This is a genomic window from Bartonella sp. MM97QHHN, assembly GCF_042194285.1.
Taxonomy (GTDB): domain Bacteria; phylum Pseudomonadota; class Alphaproteobacteria; order Rhizobiales; family Rhizobiaceae; genus Bartonella.
Genome location: NZ_JBHIMS010000071.1, coordinates 76,541 through 92,648, shown reverse-complemented (window position 1 = coordinate 92,648; position 16,108 = coordinate 76,541). Strand labels below are relative to the sequence as shown.

The window sequence follows — 16,108 nt, the reverse complement described above, 5'->3', positions numbered from 1 at the left end:
ACATGAAGGAGCAAAATTGGACATCAGAGCAAGAAACGCATAAAGGAGCGCATTCTTTTTCGCTCCAGAAAGTGTTGCTCTCAGCAAAGGATTATAAAATTATCTTTGCTATTGCGGTTCTCATTATCATCTGGAGAATGGTTCTAGAAATACCAGGTGTATTAAATTGGCAGCTGACAGGGTGGCAATATGTTGTGCATGCCGTTCTCTTTAAAACGACGGTCGCCATAACGGTCTGTGTCATTATTTTTATTCCGGTTATGTTACGGCTTCGCACCAAAGTGACGGGTGAGTTGTACAAAAATATTCAGAAACTAGAAGAAGCAATCTCTGTAGGAGAGCACATAAGCTCTCTGTCGCACGGGCTTTGTAAAGACTGAGAGGGGAAAAATGAACAGTGATCCTATAGCCGTATTTCTATTAGATCCCCTGTTTTGGGTATTTATTGTTATTTGCATGATCATTATCATGCTTGTTTTAGCTCTTTATACCTCTGTCTTCAAACGGATGAAAATGAATTTCCAAGTGAAAGGCGCGCTGGAAAGAGTGCTTAAAGAAAATGATCTTGCAACGCAGCAGTTTTGGAAAGATGAAGCCGTGGTGCAGAAGAGGCGTTTGCAACTAAAGGAAAAGGAAAAAGAACCCTTTGTCGGTTATGATGATGATGAAATTCTCACGATAGAAAGTGCAACAGGGCTTTTAAAAAGCTTGGGATGGTCGGTGGAAATCGAGGGAAAGGGAGATTATTTGGCAACCCTCTTTTTACCAGATCGCGAAGTGCAGTTTCTTTATAACGAGAAACGAGTGGAAGAGTTTTCGCCTTTTGATCGCGGACTTTTAATTATGAGCGGTATTTTTGCGGCGGCTTGTCAGACGATTAATCCGTATAATTCTGGGGTTTTGCCAACAGTATTTATAAATTTTGTGTCCAATGGATTGGAAATTTTTGAAGAAAAAGTGAGCGTCCAGCTTTTAAAGAAAGCTCTCGATAAAACTTTAAAATGGACAATGGAAGATGATTCTTTGCTTGAAATGTTTCGCTCTCAATATAGTATTCCCCCTTGGGAAAAAGACTCTTTATCTTGGGCACCGGATGCTGACGTAGAGTTTGCACCTTATGCTTTGCTGCATCTTGCTGCTCTTGCCTTGCTGGGCGATGTTGAGACTTTAGCTTCTTATGACGAAAGTTTTACGGCAGGGGAGAAGCTTGGCTTTGATGAAACCATTGAAAAAGTCCATTTGGAACGCGCGATGGTGATCGCTCAAGAAGTGAAAAAGGAAGGAAAGTTCAGTTACGATCTACTGGAACGGGTTGCTGAGAAGTGGTCTATAGCCATGGACTATCAGTTTTTCAGAGTGAGACCCCCTAATACGTGTAATCAAAAACGAGATTTTCATAAAAAAATAGTCGAGAAGAAAAAACAAGAATTAAGGGAACAAGGGTTTGAAGGGGTGAGTGATGAACAGTTCGTGTTTGAAGCAGAGGGGGTAAAACATGCTCCTGATATTACTTATATTAAAGATGGTAAAATCGCATTTATGGATATAAAAATTGATTAGTTTATTCTCCTGTTGAAGAAAAGTACCCTTATTTGAAAGAAGAAAAGCGCCATGATTGAGGCGCTTTCACACCTTTCATACCAGAGCAAAATAAAGTGCTCGAAAAATCAAGAATAATAGCCAAGATTTTAAAAATAGACTGAAAATGGCTTGATCTTCAAGAATAGGGGAGAAAAATTGATTATAAATTCTACTCTCTTCTTTAAGATGGTTTTGTTGTTTTGTTAGAAAATTCTCATAAATCATTGCTTATTCAAGCGGTATGAGGGAAGGTCCATTGACTAAAGCGCTTATAGGGAGGAGCTTTAAGAGGTAGAGCCTTTGTCATTTGAGGTGAGAGGAAGGCAAAAAATGGCATTTTTGAGCAGTGTTAAGCTCTTTTGCCTTTGAGGTATTTTTTGTCTTTTTAAGAAGTCCTTGCCAATGAAACAGCGCTTGTTAAGCTTCAACAGTGTTTCAGTATGGTGATATTGATATAAAAAGTTATGGTGTTTTTGTGTTTTTCAGTCTGCTTCATGGAGATCTGTAAGCCAATCCGATGACAGAGGAGATGCATGGTCATTTTCTTGAAAACAGAAGAATTTTTGGGAAGAACAAGAAGATTGCGGACCCTTATTAACGAAAGCGCTATGGGAGCGAAGCTAGGGAGTTAGAGCCTTTGTCATTTGAGATGTGAGACAAGTAAAAATGGCACTTTTGAAGGCGATGATATTTGGCCAATAAAAATAAAAACACAATAAAAACTAAACTAAAACAAAGGAAAAATTAAACTAAAAAAGGCCCCATTTTATAAAGGGCCTTTTTATTTAAATTTTACAATATATACAAAATGTATATAACCTTACTTTAAGAACTTTTTGTATCTTATATTCTAGTAGCAACAAGTTGTACGAAATATATAATAAGTGATCCTAAAAAACCAGCTAGTGCATTCAATAAATTTTCTGCTTTATCGTATATATCGTCGATTGATGCTTGTTCTGATGCGCTTCTATTACTGACTCTCAGTATATTCAATGTATCCGATGTGTCCCTTACTTGTTTAACAAAATGTAAATTTGTTTTCTCAATAGTATAAGGAGCAACAATAGGAGAGGGTTGTTTATTGACTATACGATCAGATTTTTGAATCGCGAGAGCTAAACCACTTGTAATAGCCCCAGCTATGAAAAAATATCTGATATTCATAGTTTTTCTCCTATATTTATTTCGATAAATAAATATCGATACGTATCATATATAAATACGATTTAAATAACTATAGTAAAAATACCACAATCACAAAAAAGAATAAACTTTGCCTACAAATTGACAAAATTTACCCTTAATTGCCTTAATGAATTCTTTCAGATTTGATTTTATGAAGGCGTAAAAAAGTTTTAAAGCTCTGTAGAGAAGTGGAATCCCATAAGGTGGGTGATACAATAGTTGCTAGCAAACTTCTTTTTGTGCCTTTGACCAAGGATTCATAAAAATGAGGGTTCATAAAAATGAGATGCGATGAAATTTGAGTAAAACCCTTGAAGGGAAGGATTCACTCTATTGAAGGCGGAGTGCATCTTTTCCATGGATTGGATACTGCTTCATGAGGGTTTGGCGGTATCCGTTGAGGGGAAGGATGCACTCTTTTGAGGGCTAGAGTGCATCCTCTCATGGATTGGATACTGCCTTTATGAGGGTTTGGCGGTATCCGTTGAGGGGAAGGATGCACTCTTTTGAGGGGTTGAGTGCATCCTCTTATAGATTGGATACTGCCTCATGAGGGTTGAGGCGGTCTCCGTTGAGGGGAAGGATGCACTCTTTTGAGGGCTAGAGTGCATCCTCTTATAGATTGGATACTGCCTCATGAGGGTTGAGGCGGTCTCCGTTGAGGGGAAGGATGCACTCTTTTGAGGGCTAGAGTGCATCCTCTTATAGATTGGATACTGCCTTTATGAGGGTTTGGCGGTATCCGTTGAGGGGAAGGATGCACTCTTTTGAGGGCTAGAGTGCATCCTTTCCATGGATTGAATGCACTCTTTGGAGGCTAAAGTGCATCCATAGGGAAAGGCATATTCCATAAAAACAGAGATAACCAAAAGATTTGTTTTTATATTTTTATTGATAGGTTGCTGTATTTGCGAGGGCTATTCATTCTTTATTCTCAATATTTAAGATGATTATGTGATAAGGGTTGTTCGTCAATACAATCGTAAAAGACGCTGAGTATTTTTATAAAAATTGAGATATTTTTGTGCCTTTTTCTTGTTTTTTTTGTGTTTACACAAGATATGCACGGCTTTTCAACAGTTTGTTTTTTTAGCTTTGCTAATGGCGATGGCGTTGGCTAAACACTTCAATCGTTTTAACTGCTTCAACACCGCCTTAAAAAAACAGTGCTTTATAATATGACAAAATAAGCTGTATAACTTTTGATTCTTACGCGATGCTAGAAAAAGGGGAATGTTAGGAGAGATGTTGTCTATATTCTTAGTTTATCTCTTAAGGTAGGAAGATTAACATATTTTCCGGATCTATTTTTATTCGGTTTGACGGTTAAAGAGCAATATCTGAATGGAATCATACTTGTCTCATGTTTTTATTCTCACGCTTTAGATTTTTTCTTATAGGGATTTTGTTTTTAATGGGGGATTTTGTTTTTTAATGGGAGGTTACGCGACTCACGTAAAACAGAATGTTCTAAATAGAATATATTTGTGTTGCACACTTACCTACTTGTTTAAAAACATTATGTTATCTTATCATCACAATTATATTGGTGATTGGGGATATTGGTAAATCTGATAATGGAGAAATCTCTTGCGAAGTGGATAAGTCCTTCTTTAAATTCTCATAAGGAAAAGCCAGTATACTATTATACTATTCGCGTCTCATATGATGACAGCCTTTGGCTCTTGAGCGTGTTCATAAGAGGCATTTTGATTCTTTATCTTTGAAATCTTTGAAGTGCGTTATTTCATATGTTTCTCATGTTTGTAATGTGGAAAAGACAAGGTGTTGATTGATGCAACATGAAATAAATTTAAAATGAGAGAATCCCTATGATATCTGCGTCTCTTAATTTTATATGGATAACGGGATATGATTATAAATCAATATGTTGTCGTGATACATCAACCTGTTGGGGGGCGATAAAGAAAGTTATCCAATAGTTAAGTCATTCTGTTATGCCGTAAAACACGGTCATTTGAGGTTTGGTGATATGAAGCAAGCTTCCTTGGATATGTTTTAAGTGTTTTTTAAGGGCGTGGTGAATTTTTGAGACAGAGCAAGCTTCTGTTGCGCCTTGAGTTTAGCGGAAAACCCTGAATAGAAGCCAAGAGGGAATGGCAAACCAAGAGGGAAGTGTATCCAAGCTGTTTGTAAATCAGATTGAGTTAAGAATCTTTGTTCTTTAAGAATGGAACGCAAGTCAATTTGACAAAAGAATGATCTATTTTGCGGGTAAACCTTATGGAGGAATTATCACAAAGCTCATAAGGAAGTGATTTAAGACAATACAGTTATAAAAAAGTACAGTCATAAAAAAAAGTCCTCCGTCGCAATCAGAGGACCAAAAAGCAGGAGAATTTTAACATTGACTCGCAGGACGTGTCAAAAAAGAATAAATTTAAAAGGCCGTACTAAATACAAAAAAATCGTACTTAAATAACCTACCACATTATAATTAGCAGAGAATTGAAAAAATAGCAATATAAAAAATACTTTTTACAAAAAATTTTGTCATTTTGCATTAAAACTTAATACTTTTTTCAATTGAATATTTATTTTAAGACTCGATATTAATTAAACTATATTTAAAAATATTATGATGCATGCATGCATCTTGATAATATTCTTCAATCAAAAACGAATTAAGAGCCCCTCATGATTATAGGATTGATATGGGGGAAGGCTTTTTGTTTTTAAGAGTGTAGGGTGTATCTTAAGTATGTGAGGGGGGTGAAGTATTGTCCTTTTGGGTGGGGGCAAGGTAATGGAAATGGGGGCGAGAGCTGCTCAATGCTTGAGCCCGTGTGTGAGGGAAGTGCTTTAGAGGGGGCGGGGGCAACATGGGAGGCCGCTTAAAATGGCGAGGAGGGGATTATTCAAAATGTTTATGGTTTGCATATCCCCAATGAAATGCGAGCAAGTCTAAACAATCTCGTAAATGATCGGCAAGAGAGTTTTGTTTGCGTTTTGAAGAACTTAATTCTTTTATCGCTTGTCCATAGCCGATAACGCGTTCAAGCAGTGAATAGCCAAGAATACCCAGTTGAACTTTGATTGTTCTTAAATGATTGGATGCTTCTATTTGACGTTCAATAGGGTGTGTGTACCCTTGGCTACAGGAAACCTTTTCACGGGTGTAGTCAAGGCTCATGTGGAGATCGGCTTGGCTTTGACGCCAGTAAAAATAAAAACGTTCTGCTGCTTTATATTGGGCTTTGCTGAGATGTCCTTTCGCATATAAAAGGGCAATGGGATGGCTTTGTGCATTGGCAATGGCATTGATGGTGCGCGGATTGCTGGAACTTTCTCGATGATTGGGTTTAAAATAAGGATTACTTGTTTCAACAGGGATTTCTTGCGTCTTTAAATGACCAATGTGCTTTCCTTGATCTTGATGTTCAAGCGGGCAGGTTTGCGTATTTTTTTTCTGCTTATGGGTCATAGCATCTCCTTAAAAATTTTAATTTTGCTTCTCGTTTTTAAAAAATGTTGCTTGCTCTAGGCAAAAGAGAGGGATGAGAGGAAGACATGTGTTGGAGTGTGCCGTGTGGGTATGCGCTCTTTGGGGGTGACTTGGACTGTTGCGCTTGTGTGTGGGAGCCCCATGGATTTGGCTCTTGAAAAGAGAGGTGTTTTGTCGCATGGTGGATTTTCCTTGAATGGCTTGATGGGGGAGGTGAGTGATGGCGCGCGGGCTTTTGTCTCTGAAGGGATTGGTGTTTAGCTGTATTGTGGCCTATGTCTCTGTGGCTGTTTATGTGGAAATGAAGGCGTTGGGGATGACGTGGGGCGTATTTTTACGGGCTGTGGCGTTTTATGGCATTCCCGGTATTTTCCTTATGTTGGGTTATGAAGTAATGCAGCGGCGTGGTGTAACGAAGGGTTTGTTCCTCAAGATGGTGTTGTTGAACTTCATTTTGGCTGCTGTCATTGATTTTATTTATAAGCAAGCTGAGCATTTTGGTTTGACTCAGATGTGGTTCTCAAACAGGTGGGTGTTTAACATTCTTTTTGGCGTTGTCTTTGGTCTTGTCCTTGGTCTTATTTATCGTGGGGCAAGGCGTTTTGGGTTTAGACTTTCATTCTTTGAAAAGAATTGATCTTTTGCTGCATTTTTGGCATGGTCTCTGATTTTTGCTTATGAAGGAGCGGGGCGTATGGTGGTTGCGCGGGACATGTTTTTGAAGGGGCTGGCGTTTTGCTGCGTTGTTGGCATGGTCCTTGGTTTTGCTTATGAAGATGCGGGGCGACCGGCTATTACGTGGGAGGTGTTTTGGCAGGGGGTGGTGATTTCTTGCATTGCTGGAGCGACCTTTTGTTTTATTGTTGTGGGAGCAGACCGTAGAACTGTATCGTGGGGCGTGTTTTTCAAGGCTGTGGTGTTTTGCGCCATTGCTGTAGTGGTTCTTGGCTTTGCTTATAAGGGAGCGAAGCGTTTTGATATATCATGGGAATTTTTAGTGATAGGAGCGGTGTTTGTTGCATTGCTGGAGCTGTCCTTGGTTTTGCTTATGAGGGTGCGGGGTAAATGGATATCGCGTGGGGTATTTTTATTGAAGTTTCTGGTGTTGGGTGGCGTTGTTGGAGCTGTTGTTGGATTGGCGTATAACGGAGCCAAGCATATGGGGGCACTGGTTTGTGATCTCGAACAATGGGGTGTTTGTGAGCAGTGTTGGATTTGTTCCTTTTTTGTTTTGGAGGGGGTACGGTGAGTGCGTGTACTGTTGGGATGGTGCTTAAAAAAATGAGCATTTTTCTTTTCCACGGGCATGGTCTTTGATGTTCTTTCTGTGAGGGGTATTTGATGTCGAACGATGTGATGTTTTGGCTGTTGTTGGGGTTTTTCTGCTTTTTTGCTCTAGCCTTGGTTTTTATTTATAAGGGAGCAAAGCGTCGCTCTGTTACAGGGTAGATGTTTTGGAGATGGGTGGTGCTTTATGGCGTTGTTGCCACCTACCTTGGTTTTATTTATGTGGGCGTGGGCAGGCGCACTGTTGACGGGGAGTTGCTCTTGAAGGGGGCGGTGTTTTCTTGCATTTTTGCAACTGTCCTTGGTTTGGTGCATCTGGGTGTCAAGAGTATGCCTGTTGCGGGGCAAATGTTCTTAAAGGCGGTCATATTTTGTTGCATGATGGGCTTTATCCTGTGGTTTGCTGCTGTGGGCGTCAGGGATATGGATAGCATAAGGGCGGTATTCTTAAAGGGATTGCTCTTGACTGTATTGTTGAAAGTGCTCTTGGGGTTCTTTATACACGAGCAAGGTGATACGGTGTTACAGAGGTTGTTGCGTGCTTTGAATTTTGTGCTGTTTTGCTGCATTTTGGCACTAATCCTTTTTTTTACCCGTCTGGGAGCAGAGAATCTAGGGTTGAGCTGGATTTGGTTCTCGAATGATGGGATGTTTTCCTTTATTGTTGGATTTCTTTTTCCTTTGATTTATCAGGGTGTAAGGCGTGCGCGTGTTCTATGGGCTTGGTTCTTAAAGTAGGGGGTGTTTTTTTGTCTTATGGGTGTGATCTTTAATGGGCTTGCTGTGAGGGGTATTTGATGTCGAACGATTTGTTTTTTTGCTGTTATTGGTGTTTTCCTACCTTTTTATTGTTGTCGTTATTGGTACTTATAAAGTTTTCAAGCGCTTCGATATTCCGTGGTGGCGGGCGGCGTTTTATTGTATTTTTGGTGTTTCCCTCTTTTTGAAGGAAGTGCTGTTTTATTGCATTTTAGGAGTCGTTCTTTTTTTAGCTCTTGAGGGGATGGAGAGTATGGACATACCATGGGGACTCCTGTCCTTGATGGGGATCGTGTTTGCTGCACTGTTGGAGTGGTTTTTGATTTTGCATATGAGGGGGCGGCGAGATGGGGTGGTGACGCGTTGTTTGTGGTTATTGAAGGGGGGGGTGTTTTGCGCCGTTGTTGGAGCGACCTTTTTTTGTTTCCGTCTGGGAGCAGAGAATCTAGGGTTGAGCTGGCTTTGGTTTGCGAAGGATTGGGTGTTTTTCATCATTTGTGGATTTATCCTTCCTGTTGTTTCTGTGGGAGCAAGGCGTGCGCGTTTGAAGGCGGAGGCGTTTTTAAAGAGAGTGGGGTTTATGGGGTATTACAGATAACGTCGAGGGAATGATTGTTCAAAAGAACAGCGATAGCGGTAGGTTTGGGGATCAAACCAAAGCCCTATTTTGCCTTCAAAATCACCAGAACGTTGTTTGGCAATATTCATAATGACGCCAGGGCGTTTGGCTAAATCTGCTTTTTCTTGTGCGAGAGAAGCGGCAAAGATTTTGTCTTCTAACGGTCGATTGCGCCAAATGGTGATGATGTTAAAGGCATTGGCACCAATTTCTGAGGCGCCTTTAATGTCTTCTGTGCTGGGGATATCTTTATCCAGACCGCCTTTTCTGGCATGGGCTACAAGGTGAATATGTACATTGTTTAAAACAGCCCAATCAACCATTTTATAAACGGCTTGTTCTTGTCTTGCATAATCATCAGAGGCAATGCCAAGCCGCATCAAACTGTCGATGATAAATTGATCGCAGCCATAGCGCGCACGACAATAGTCAAAGACTTCAAGCAAGGTGTCAACGCTCGATTTGCCAACATGCTCATAAAGAATAAGCCCTTCGTCTAAAAAATGAAGAATCCGTTCAATTGTCTCTTTTGTAGGCTGTTCTAAGCCGCCCGTTTGTTTGGTTAAACGGCGGAGTGATTGTTCTCCTTTCATCTCTAGAGACGCTAAGCAAAGCCGACTCTTTTGTGCAATCCAATGGGGAATACAGTCTGATAATAATTGGCTTTTACCTGCACCACTCGCACCACTCCAGAGCGTTAATTCTGCTGGGCGGAAATGCAATTTGTCCTTCAGTTTAGGATAGGGAACCGTATAACCAAGATGTTTTTCAGGCTCTGGCCAAAAAAGCCTAATCACTTGATCTTTATAGTCTGAGGCGCGCCGTAAACCTTCTGGTGCAAAGCTTTGTGCTGAGGAAAAGGCGGCTTTTATGGTGGCTTTATCGATCCCTGCGGTTAAACAGTCATTGGCATCTTTAAGGGGTAAACGGACACGGTAGCAACGGTGGCGTCCAAGCCTGCTGGCAATCTCACGGGCTGCTTCTTCTCCGGGCTTGTCCATATCGGTGGCTAAAAAAATCGTTTCAAAAGATTCTAAATGATCAAATTCATTTTCAATCCAATTGTGCTTTCCTCCACTGCCTCCTCCAAAGGGAACAGAGACCGCCGGATATCCATAGGCGGCTAAGGAAAGTGCATCAATTTCTCCTTCAGTGATAACAATGGTACGGTTTGTTGAAGAAAAAATGGGGAATGGCGCCTGTTGGGGCGCATGCGTGGGTGCCTGTTGGTGTGTGTGTGTGGAGGTGGGGTTGGTTGTGGCGGTGTTTTGGGGCGCCTGTGTGGAGGTGGGGTTGGTTGAGGCAGTGTTTTGGGGCGCCTGTGTAGAGGTGGGGTTGGTTGTGGCGGTGTTTTGGGGCGCCTGTGTGGAGGTGGGGTTGGTTGTGGCGGTGTTTTGGGGCGCCTGTGTGGAGGTGGGGTTGGTTGAGGCGGTGTTTTGGGGCGCCTGTGTAGAGGTGGGGTTGGTTGAGGGTCCCTGCTTCTGAGGTGTGTGTTGGAATGCTTGCTGAGGTGCGTGCTGGGTTGCTTGTTGGGGCGTGTGCGTGGCGGGGTGGTTTGTGGGGTAAAGGGCTTGCCAACCAAATAAAATCGGTTCACATTGGGAGGCTGTTGGTTTGGTTTTGGCTCCTGCTTGTGCGAGCCGTTCTTTGACTAAAGCAAGGGTGCCGTCGGGTTTATAAAAGGGAAAAATGATTTTTTCACCATCTTCTCCTATGCGGTAACGCTTTATAATCTCTAAAGGAATGTGGCGTTCTTCGTGGAGATAGTTTTTTACAAGATTCTGCGGGCTCTGCCCTGTAGGAACCGGTGGACGGCGATAGGAACGATGGGGCGCCATAAAGGGTTTGGGGCGTGTCAGATTGAGAGTCGCGCGTGCTTCTTCTAAGGCTTGAGAAAGGCTAATGCCTTTGACTTCACACCAAAGGTCTAAAAGATCTCCTCCAGTGCCTTCTGCAAAATCATACCAAAGTCCTGCTTTACTACCACTCAAGCAAATCGATAAACTTTGACCAGCTTCACCACGTGTGTTGCCTACAATCCAATTGTTGCCTCGTTTGTGCCCTTGGGGAAGAAGCATTTCTGCTATTCTATCTGCTTGTGAGATAAGTTTTTGTTTGATTTCAAAAATTGTGCTCATGGTCATTCGTGATATTATTGTCGTTTTTCTCAAGATGTGAGAAGTGAGGACTCTGTTTTTGCTGTTCTCACCGTTTGATCTGATCGTAAAGTCCCGTAGTGCTATGGGGCTTGCCAGTCTACTTTGAGAGCTTCTTTGCCGCTCTTTTCTTGCCAATGGTCGCGAAACTTCTTGGCTTGCCAATGGGCTTGGCTCTCACTTAAACCTTCTGAAATGGCTGTGTTGATGTTTGTTTGCCAAGAGCATGGGAAGTGGCGCCTTGGGAAAAGGAGGAAGGTGGAAAAGAGGAAGGGGGTGCAAGAAGGGTGGGGTGGATATGCCTGTGAGGGGGTGGTGCATGCTGGAGTCCTGTTGGGGTGTGTATTGGGGTGCGGGTGCGGGGGGGTGCCTGTGGGGGTCCTTGCGTGGGGAAAATGCTTTTGTGATGAGAGCAAAATGGTCGATGTTGTCTCGTTTTGCTGTGTGAAGAGCTTATTTCATTGTTGTTTTGCCGCCCTTTGTTTTGTTCTGTGTTATTTTGTCCGATGCTGTTGTGGTTTTGAAACATTTTTATCCCCGCGCGTGCTTGAAAAATACGTTGTTTTTGTGATGTCAAAAATTGTCGCTATAGTTGATCAAACTGCGGTAAAGCGTGTCGTTGTTCTCAGAGGTAAAAGATGAGGAGCCTCCCTGTTTTTGCTGTTCTTGCCGTTCGATCTCACGGCGAAACCAGTTGCGCCATGTGGCTTGCCAGTCTACTTTGAGTGCTTCTTTGCCGCCCTTAGCTTGCCAATAGTCGCGAAACTTCTTTTCTTGCCAATGGGCTTGGCTCTCACTCAAGCCTTCTGAAACTGCCGCCTTGATGTCTGCTTGCCAATGCTCAGGAAGACGATGCCCTTTGGCAACTGAGGTTGTGGTTTTTTTGTTGGAAGAAGGAGGGACGGAGGCAGGAAGATTGCTGGGGGGAAGAGTGGTGGCAGATTTTGTTTTTTCCCCCGTGACAATTTGCGCGATAGGGGCGGGAGTGAACTCGGCTTGGGGAGCATTTAAAGGGGAGGCGTTTTTTTGCTCCGTTTCTTCTTGGGCAGGCAAAGGGAGAGGTGAATCAAGAGCCGATAAGGGTGATGGGTGATCGCTTTGTTCAAAACTCTCTTCGCAGAAAAAACAAGGTTCTGTCTCATCAAACAAAATTTTCTTTTCTAAAACACCGTAAGGTGTTTCCTTTTCTTCTGCCTTTTGAGCTTTTGAGTTTTGTGTAGCATCTTTTGTACTTTCGTTAAGCAGTTGTTGCATCTCTGCATTGATTTTCTTGCGTTTTTTTGCCGAAGAACGACCCGCAAAGGATTTTTGTTCAAGCAATTTTTCACGCTCTTGAAAAACATTTTCGCAACGCTTGTTCCATAATCCATTGGCTAAATTTAAAATCTTACCCTCTTGGATGAGCATCTCTAAAACATTAACAAAAGTTCGCTTGTCACAACCACAAAGACGCGCTAAACGTTCTTTCGATATTTCTAAAGGTCGGCCACGGGCATACATTTCATTGAGAAGAATCGTATAGATTCCAATTTCGTGTGCGCGCATCCCACGTACACCTCCTAGAAAGTCATTTTGATACCAACAAACATATGGAAGCCTAGACGATTCATAATGAGGAGTTTCTTGTTGATTAGCGTGTTTCATACTGCAATCTACTTTCTTCTTTTTTATACATTTTTATTGATGATAAAAGCTCAAATAAGGATTTAACTTGTGTTGCTTTTGGCTCTGTTCGATGATGACTAGAGGCTTCTTTACGATGCTTATAAATGATTGGCTGTGCTTGAAGCGCATGCAAACTTACGATTTAAGATTGCGGTGATGGAAAGAATAAAGAATACCACACATTCTCAACGTACTTGCTTTTGGGCAGAAGCTTTGGAGGTGGTCTTTTATATCCGGTAGGGTGGTTAAAGTGTTTTTATGATCTAAAAATAAAAAAAATTCCCCCTAAAAAGTAAAATTTGTTTCCTTAATTTTATCCTTTTTAGAGGATAATGCAAGCCCGTTTTATAAAAAGGACGTGTTTTTTTAAAAAGACGCGCTATATGGTGAAATTATGAATATCGATGGTTGGCGTCAAAGATTAAGAATCGCTTTGGAAAAAAGTGGGCGGTCAAAAAGATCTATCTCCCTCGCTGCCGGGAAAGGTGCGGGGTACCTTCATTCTATTCTTTCTGAAGGAAAAGAACCAACAATCGAATCTCTCTCGCGAATTTGTCACGAAATTAATATCAGTATGAATTATATTCTTTACGGGAAAGGGGCTAGCCCTGAAGATAAAGAATTTATAGAGCTTATTTCGAAACTCTCTCCGCAAGAGAGACAGGCGATTTTGACTCTTTTGCGGCGACCAATTGACGAAGCTTCAAAATAACTTCCTTCTGTGCTTTTGAATCAAGGCGACTCCAGTGTTTTATTAATATTATGTCACTCATTTTATCTCTCCTGTGTGTTTATAATTGCAATTTTTTAAGAACAAATAGAGAACAACAAAGGGGCATGAGAGGAACAAAGAATAATAGATTTTTCTTTACATATGTCATTTGAACCCCGTAGATATTTAAAATATATCTTTTATGAAGGATAAAATGGTTGACATCTCTCCTATAGAGGATATAAGACTAACGCTATATTTAGTCTTGTCAAGACAAGGCTATGCTTTATCAACTATCTAAAGGGGGAAATCATGAAAAATATTCCATTCGTTAAAGAGGATGAAATCATTATCGTTTTATGCGAAGAGGAAAATCCTTGTACTTATGAAGGAACAATCGACGAAATCGAAGAAGTGCTCGAACTGATTGAAGAATGTGAAACTGTTTATAGAGTTTTACGACTCGATCTGACAACTTCTCATGCTGAAGATATTACGGAACAAATCGCTGATTTTTATGTCGAAAATCATGAAATGAATGAAGAAAATACACAATTGCAGCCTTTCATTTTGAATAGTGAAGCTTATCATGCTTGTTTGAATGAAAGAGCGGCTTGCGATTATGAAGATAATCTCTATGGCTCTTATGAAAAACAGCATCGTTTACGCCCATGTGATGTCTTGACAGATTATTGGTGGTAAACATGCCAAGTTATCTCAAGACTTCGTATCAAGGGATTCCGCTTTATTATGCTGGAAATGTGCGAAATTTAATCAGACTCGAACCACAAAAACACAACGCTATACTTTTTATATCGCAAGAGGTGGCTCAGTCTATGGCAAAAAAATTGGAGGAAGAATATTGCCGCCATGATTTTTCCGTCGTGCAGTAGCAGGGTTGAAAAAGAAGCCGCAATGATGGGCCAAAGTGCTTTTTCATTGCGGTGACAATGGTGCACGTTATGCTTTCGTTCTTGGAGGGAAGCTTAGGGGAGCCGCTTTGGGGGGGAGAGCTTTGCGCGGGGATTTTCTTAGCCGATATGGAAAGGGGGGGTATGAAGAAAAGAGCCTATATATGAGGAATTGTGGGCGCTTGTGTGGGGGAAGTTGCCGGCTGGTTCATTAGGGGGATAAGGCAATGGTGGGACAGGTCGTCATTCAGTGACTTGGAGTGATACGAAAGCATGTTGGAGAACAAAAATGAAGGCTTAGGGGGAAGAAAAGCAGCAGTACAGACAGGTTCCAACCTATAAAAAGGCAAGTTCAAGGGGGAAAGAGCCGGTTTTTGTGTTTTTTTTAGGGCACAATATTGAAGGATGCATTGAAGGATGTTGTTGTCTTTAGTCCGTGTGAGGGAAACAGCTTAAAAAAGGTGAATGCTTTAAAGAGGATATATTACAAAACACCTTAAAGATGAAGGGGAAAAATACTATGCCAATCATTATCGATTGTATTCAAGGAACAGAAGAATGGCAGAAAGTGCGTAATGGTTTGATTACGGCTTCTTTGTTTGAGATGGTTATGGCGCAAAAAAAACAAGGGCAAAAAACGTCACGCTATCAGAGTGTGATGATGAAATTGGCGGGAGAAAGAATTACCGGAAAAACCGTTGATGAAGGGGCAACACTTTCTATGCGACGTGGAACAGAATTAGAACCAATCGCACGACAGCTTTATGGGAAACTGACACATACAGAACCTGAATGTATTGGCTTTGTTTTGGCAGATGATCGCGGACAAGGATTTTCCCCCGATGCTTTTGTGGGAAAAAATGGCTTATTAGAAATTAAAACAAAAAAACCTGAAATTTTGATCCCTCATTTCATGCAAAAGAGTTTTCCAGCAGAACATAAAGCACAATGTCAAGGGGGATTATGGATTTCTCAACGCGAATGGGTGGATTTAATGCTCTATTGGCCGGATATGCCCCCTTTGATTAAACGGGCTTATCGTGATGAAGCGTATATTTGCAAACTTGAAAATGAAATTAACCGTTTTAATGAGGCGTTGGAGAAGATGGTACAGCAAATTAAATCTGTTGGGACAGGTTTTCATATAAGAACAGAAATTGCTTTGAAGGAGGGGAAAGAAAGGGTGCTTGGAATGAAGACAAGGCGTATGCTGGAGGGGAAAACGAGAATGAGACGGGGTGGGAAGGGATCTTGTGTAGCGTTGAGGAGAGGCAAAGTTCTATAAAAAGGAAAGAGCAGAGGGGGAAAAGAGTTGGTTTTTATGTTGGAGGAGGGTGCCAAACAGGGGAAGCAGGGAGCATAGCGAACTTAGGGGACAGGAATGTGAAAGCATGGTCGGAAATGGGGGAAAGGGTGCTTGGAATGAAGACAAGGCGTATGCTGGAGGGGAAAACGAGAATGAGACGGGGTGGGAAGGGATCTTGTGTAGCGTTGAGGAGAGGCAAAGTTCTATAAAAAGGAAAGAGCAGAGGGGGAAAAGAGTTGGTTTTTATGTTGGAGGAGGGTGCCAAACAGGGGAAGCAGGGAGCATAGCGAACTTAGGGGACAGGAATGTGAAAGCATGGTCGGAAATGGGGGAAAGGGTGCTTGGAATGAAGACAAGGCGTATGCTGGAGGGGAAAACGAGAATGAGACGGGGTGGGAAGGGATCTTGTGTAGCGTTGAGGAGAGGCAAAGTTCTATAAAAAGGAAAGAGCAGAGGGG

Annotated in this window: 17 protein-coding genes and 1 pseudogene; 13 read left to right on the top strand and 5 right to left on the bottom strand. The window is 41.7% G+C overall.

Translation table 11 applies throughout. The features are described 5' to 3' along the window. Positions 1-2 precede the first annotated feature (2 nt). Both ACFIJW_RS03860 and ACFIJW_RS03855 read left to right on the top strand, forming a co-directional pair. On the top strand, positions 3-380 hold the full coding sequence (locus tag ACFIJW_RS03860) for a hypothetical protein (protein ID WP_375633350.1): 378 nt from the start codon (positions 3-5) through the stop codon (positions 378-380). A gap of 10 nt (positions 381-390) precedes the next feature. Beyond that, on the top strand, positions 391-1,560 hold the full coding sequence (locus ACFIJW_RS03855) for a DUF6990 domain-containing protein (protein ID WP_375633349.1): 1,170 nt from the start codon (positions 391-393) through the stop codon (positions 1,558-1,560). 864 nt (positions 1,561-2,424) lie between these two features. Here ACFIJW_RS03855 and ACFIJW_RS03850 read toward each other — a convergent pair. Next, positions 2,425-2,748: a hypothetical protein gene (locus ACFIJW_RS03850; RefSeq protein WP_375630071.1), complete on the bottom strand. Its 324-nt coding sequence runs from the start codon at positions 2,746-2,748 to the stop codon at positions 2,425-2,427. A 2,745-nt stretch (positions 2,749-5,493) separates the two neighbouring features. On the opposite strand from ACFIJW_RS03850, the gene ACFIJW_RS03845 reads away from it, so the two are divergent. Further along, complete coding sequence (locus ACFIJW_RS03845) at positions 5,494-5,628, top strand: hypothetical protein (RefSeq protein WP_375633348.1); 135 nt, start codon at positions 5,494-5,496, stop codon at positions 5,626-5,628. 16 nt (positions 5,629-5,644) lie between these two features. Here ACFIJW_RS03845 and ACFIJW_RS03840 read toward each other — a convergent pair whose 3' ends face one another. Next, entirely contained in the window at positions 5,645-6,214 is a 570-nt protein-coding gene (locus ACFIJW_RS03840; RefSeq protein ID WP_375633347.1) for a hypothetical protein, read from the bottom strand. Between the two features lie 105 nt (positions 6,215-6,319). Between ACFIJW_RS03840 and ACFIJW_RS03835 the strand changes: the two genes are divergently transcribed. From ACFIJW_RS03835 to ACFIJW_RS03815, 5 genes are all read left to right on the top strand, one after another. After that, positions 6,320-6,496: a hypothetical protein gene (locus ACFIJW_RS03835; RefSeq protein WP_375633346.1), complete on the top strand. Its 177-nt coding sequence runs from the start codon at positions 6,320-6,322 to the stop codon at positions 6,494-6,496. A gap of 7 nt (positions 6,497-6,503) precedes the next feature. Further along, positions 6,504-6,872: a hypothetical protein gene (locus ACFIJW_RS03830; protein WP_375633345.1), complete on the top strand. Its 369-nt coding sequence runs from the start codon at positions 6,504-6,506 to the stop codon at positions 6,870-6,872. A gap of 15 nt (positions 6,873-6,887) precedes the next feature. Beyond that, positions 6,888-7,484: a hypothetical protein gene (locus ACFIJW_RS03825; protein WP_375633344.1), complete on the top strand. Its 597-nt coding sequence runs from the start codon at positions 6,888-6,890 to the stop codon at positions 7,482-7,484. Positions 7,485-7,702: 218 nt separating this feature from the next. Further along, positions 7,703-8,260, top strand: coding sequence for a hypothetical protein (locus ACFIJW_RS03820; RefSeq protein WP_375633343.1), 558 nt, complete (start codon positions 7,703-7,705; stop codon positions 8,258-8,260). Between the two features lie 91 nt (positions 8,261-8,351). After that, positions 8,352-8,879 carry a hypothetical protein gene (locus ACFIJW_RS03815; protein WP_375633342.1) on the top strand — a complete coding sequence of 176 codons (528 nt, stop codon included), beginning with the start codon at positions 8,352-8,354 and terminating at the stop codon, positions 8,877-8,879. On the opposite strand, the pseudogene ACFIJW_RS03810 reads toward ACFIJW_RS03815, so the two are convergent. The 3 genes and pseudogenes from ACFIJW_RS03810 to ACFIJW_RS03800 all read right to left on the bottom strand — a co-directional run. Continuing rightward, positions 8,873-11,038 (bottom strand): annotated as a pseudogene (locus ACFIJW_RS03810) (toprim domain-containing protein); the annotation flags it as partial. The gene ACFIJW_RS03815 and the pseudogene ACFIJW_RS03810 sit on opposite strands and share 7 nt — an antisense overlap. 199 nt (positions 11,039-11,237) lie before the next feature. Beyond that, positions 11,238-11,633 (bottom strand): hypothetical protein, encoded by a 396-nt coding sequence (locus ACFIJW_RS03805; protein WP_375633381.1) that lies wholly within the window; start codon positions 11,631-11,633, stop codon positions 11,238-11,240. Next, entirely contained in the window at positions 11,630-12,700 is a 1,071-nt protein-coding gene (locus tag ACFIJW_RS03800) for a YdaU family protein (RefSeq protein WP_375633341.1), read from the bottom strand. Before ACFIJW_RS03800 ends, ACFIJW_RS03805 begins: the two co-directional genes overlap by 4 nt. Before the next feature lie 415 nt (positions 12,701-13,115). Between ACFIJW_RS03800 and ACFIJW_RS03795 the strand changes: the two genes are divergently transcribed. The 5 genes from ACFIJW_RS03795 to ACFIJW_RS03775 all read left to right on the top strand — a co-directional run bounded on the left by ACFIJW_RS03795 (position 13,116) and on the right by ACFIJW_RS03775 (position 16,089). Next, positions 13,116-13,433, top strand: coding sequence for an XRE family transcriptional regulator (locus tag ACFIJW_RS03795; RefSeq protein ID WP_273790852.1), 318 nt, complete (start codon positions 13,116-13,118; stop codon positions 13,431-13,433). 312 nt (positions 13,434-13,745) lie between these two features. Next, on the top strand, positions 13,746-14,135 hold the full coding sequence (locus ACFIJW_RS03790) for a hypothetical protein (RefSeq protein ID WP_375633340.1): 390 nt from the start codon (positions 13,746-13,748) through the stop codon (positions 14,133-14,135). 2 nt (positions 14,136-14,137) lie between these two features. Next, positions 14,138-14,326: a hypothetical protein gene (locus ACFIJW_RS03785; RefSeq protein ID WP_375633339.1), complete on the top strand. Its 189-nt coding sequence runs from the start codon at positions 14,138-14,140 to the stop codon at positions 14,324-14,326. A 538-nt stretch (positions 14,327-14,864) separates the two neighbouring features. Then, a complete protein-coding gene (locus tag ACFIJW_RS03780) occupies positions 14,865-15,629 on the top strand; it encodes a lambda exonuclease family protein (RefSeq protein WP_375633338.1) in 765 nt (254 codons plus the stop codon). 106 nt (positions 15,630-15,735) lie between these two features. Next, positions 15,736-16,089 (top strand): hypothetical protein, encoded by a 354-nt coding sequence (locus ACFIJW_RS03775; RefSeq protein WP_375633337.1) that lies wholly within the window; start codon positions 15,736-15,738, stop codon positions 16,087-16,089. Positions 16,090-16,108: the final 19 nt, after the last annotated feature.